Genomic DNA, 2,248 nt, shown 5'->3' with positions numbered 1-2,248 from the left:
GAAGAACACCGACATGAAGAGCGCGAGCGCCGCGCCGGTCGCCACCTCGACGACCCGCCCGGCGCCGCTGACGGCGGTGCTGATCAGGGTCGAGCGGTGCTCGGAGAGGAAGTCGGTGACCTTCTTCTGGAGATCGTCGAAGGTCTCGTGGGCGATGTGGAAGGGGGAGCCCTCGAGGGCCCTCTCCAGCCGGTCCAGGCCGCCCTGGAACTCGTTGGTCAGACTGGACAGGTCGTTCGCGACGGTCTCGCCGATCAGCGCCAGCAGCCCGGCCGGGACGAGCAGTGCCACCGCCAGCCCGGCCAGCACCGCGAGCGGGCGGGGGAGGACCCGGGCGCCCAGGTCGACCAGGGGCCGCACGACCGAGGTGATCACCAGCGCGAGGAACCCGGCCAGTGTGATCAGGTGGAACTTCCCCAGCACCGCCAGCACCAGGTACCCGGCCGCGGCGACGACCAGCAGCCGCCACGCGTAGTCGGAGAGGTGCCGCAGCCCGGGCGGCGCCCCGGTACCGTCCGCCGTGCGGCGGTCGGGCCGTCCGCCCCCGGGTCTCCTCACCGGCATGCCGCACCGCCGGTCGCTGCCCCCGCCGTTCCCGCCCGCCGGGTCGCCGTCCTCCGCGCCGCTGCCTGCCGGTTCGCCGTCCGTGGCGCCGGGGCCGGTCGGGCGGGGGAGCGGCGGAGGGGCCCGGGAGGGCCGGGGTGCGAAAGCGACATGAACCCTGGATAGCGGGTGGAGCGCCGTCCGGGCTGTTCCCGCGCCGACGGGCGCCCGCCCTCCGGCCGATCCTTCACCCGCGGGGCGCCGCCCGCCGGTCCGGAGGTGAAGGGCCGGCCCGCCGCCCTGCTCGTGGCCTCCACCGCACTCCTCGGCCTGCTGCACGCCAACCTCGAACGCAGCGTCGAGAGCGGCGCCCGCGAACAGGCCGTCGCCGTCGCCCGGCTGGCCGCCGACGCCCGGCTCACCCCGCTGCTCCCGCTCGACCACGGCACCGACTTCGTCCAGGTCGTCGACGAGAACGGCCGGGTGCTGGCCGCCAGCCAGAACCTGGCGGGCCGCCCCGCCGTCACCCCCGTCGGCGGTCCCGACGGCCACACCACCTTCGACCTGCGACCGTTCGGCGAGGAGCACCGCCAGCGGGTCGCCACCGTCACCGCCACCACCCCGTCCGGCCAGGTCACCGTGCACGTCGGCTCCTCGCTGCGCACCGTCGACACCGCCCAGCACGTCGCCGCCGGCGCACTCCTCGTCCTCTGCCCGCTGCTGCTGCTCACCGTCGGCGTCCTCACCTGGCGCACCACCGGCCGCGCGCTCGCCCCGGTGGAGGCGATCCGCGCGGGCGTCGCCGCCATCGGCGACCGGCACCTGGACCTCCGGGTCCCCGTACCGGCCGCCGACGACGAGATCGCACGGCTGGCGGGCACCATGAACGCCATGCTGGCGCGGCTGGAGGCCGCCGGCGCACGCCAGCGCCGCTTCATCGCGGACGCCTCGCACGAACTGCGCAGCCCGCTGGCCGTGCTGCGCACCCAGCTGGAGGTCGCGCTGGCCCACCCCGATCCCGAGGTGCGCACCACTCTGCTCGAAGGCGCCCTGGAGGACACCGACCGGCTGCAGGCCCTCGCCACCGACCTGCTGCTGCTGGCCCGGCTCGACTCCGCCGGGCCCGACCGCTCCGCCGACTCCTTCGACCCCCTCGATCCGGTCGACCTCGCCGAACTGGCGGTGGGCACCGTGCGGGCCCGGGCCGGTGACCCGCACCCCGTCGGCCTCGACCTGCCGGACGGCGTCGCGGTGGTCGGCAGCAGGCTGTGGCTCGGCCGGCTGCTGACCAACCTGCTCGACAACGCCCAGCGGCACGCCGACCGGGACGTCACCGTCCGCGTCCATCGCGAGGACGGCACCGGGTACGCCGTCCTGGAGGTCGCCAACGACGGCCCCGAGGTCGCACCCGAGGACCGCGAGCGGATCTTCGAACGGTTCACCCGGCTCGACGACGCCCGCAGCCGCGACCACGGCGGCGCCGGACTCGGCCTGCCGATAGCCCGCGACATCGCCCGCCACCACGGCGGCGACCTCACCCTCGCCCCCGCCCCGGGCGCCACCGTCTTCCGCACCCGCCTCCCGCTCGCCCCCGCCCGCAGCTGACCCGACCCGGCACACCACAGATAGGAAGACCAAACGTCTGAACTCCAGTCAACCCTAGACTTATCTCGTATGGATTAGTAATCTTGTAAAATCGGGTGTG

2 protein-coding genes are annotated in these 2,248 nt (G+C 74.9%); one reads left to right on the top strand and one right to left on the bottom strand.

Going from position 1 to position 2,248, the window contains the following annotated elements; all coding sequences use genetic code 11:
• Positions 1-558: AI-2E family transporter (locus tag ABZ641_RS33875; RefSeq protein ID WP_359988125.1), on the bottom strand; the 558-nt coding region annotated here is incomplete at its 3' end.
• A gap of 264 nt (positions 559-822) precedes the next feature.
• On the opposite strand from ABZ641_RS33875, the gene ABZ641_RS33870 reads away from it, so the two are divergent.
• The gene (locus ABZ641_RS33870; RefSeq protein ID WP_359988123.1) at positions 823-2,148 is read left to right on the top strand and encodes a HAMP domain-containing sensor histidine kinase; all 1,326 of its coding nucleotides are present in this window, start codon (positions 823-825) and stop codon (positions 2,146-2,148) included.
• The last annotated feature ends 100 nt before the right edge of the window (positions 2,149-2,248 follow it).

This window comes from Kitasatospora sp. NPDC007106 (assembly GCF_040634455.1).
Taxonomy (GTDB): domain Bacteria; phylum Actinomycetota; class Actinomycetes; order Streptomycetales; family Streptomycetaceae; genus Kitasatospora; species Kitasatospora arboriphila.
Note: the sequence above shows the minus strand (reverse complement) of the source record. Positions and strands in the feature narration are given on the sequence as shown.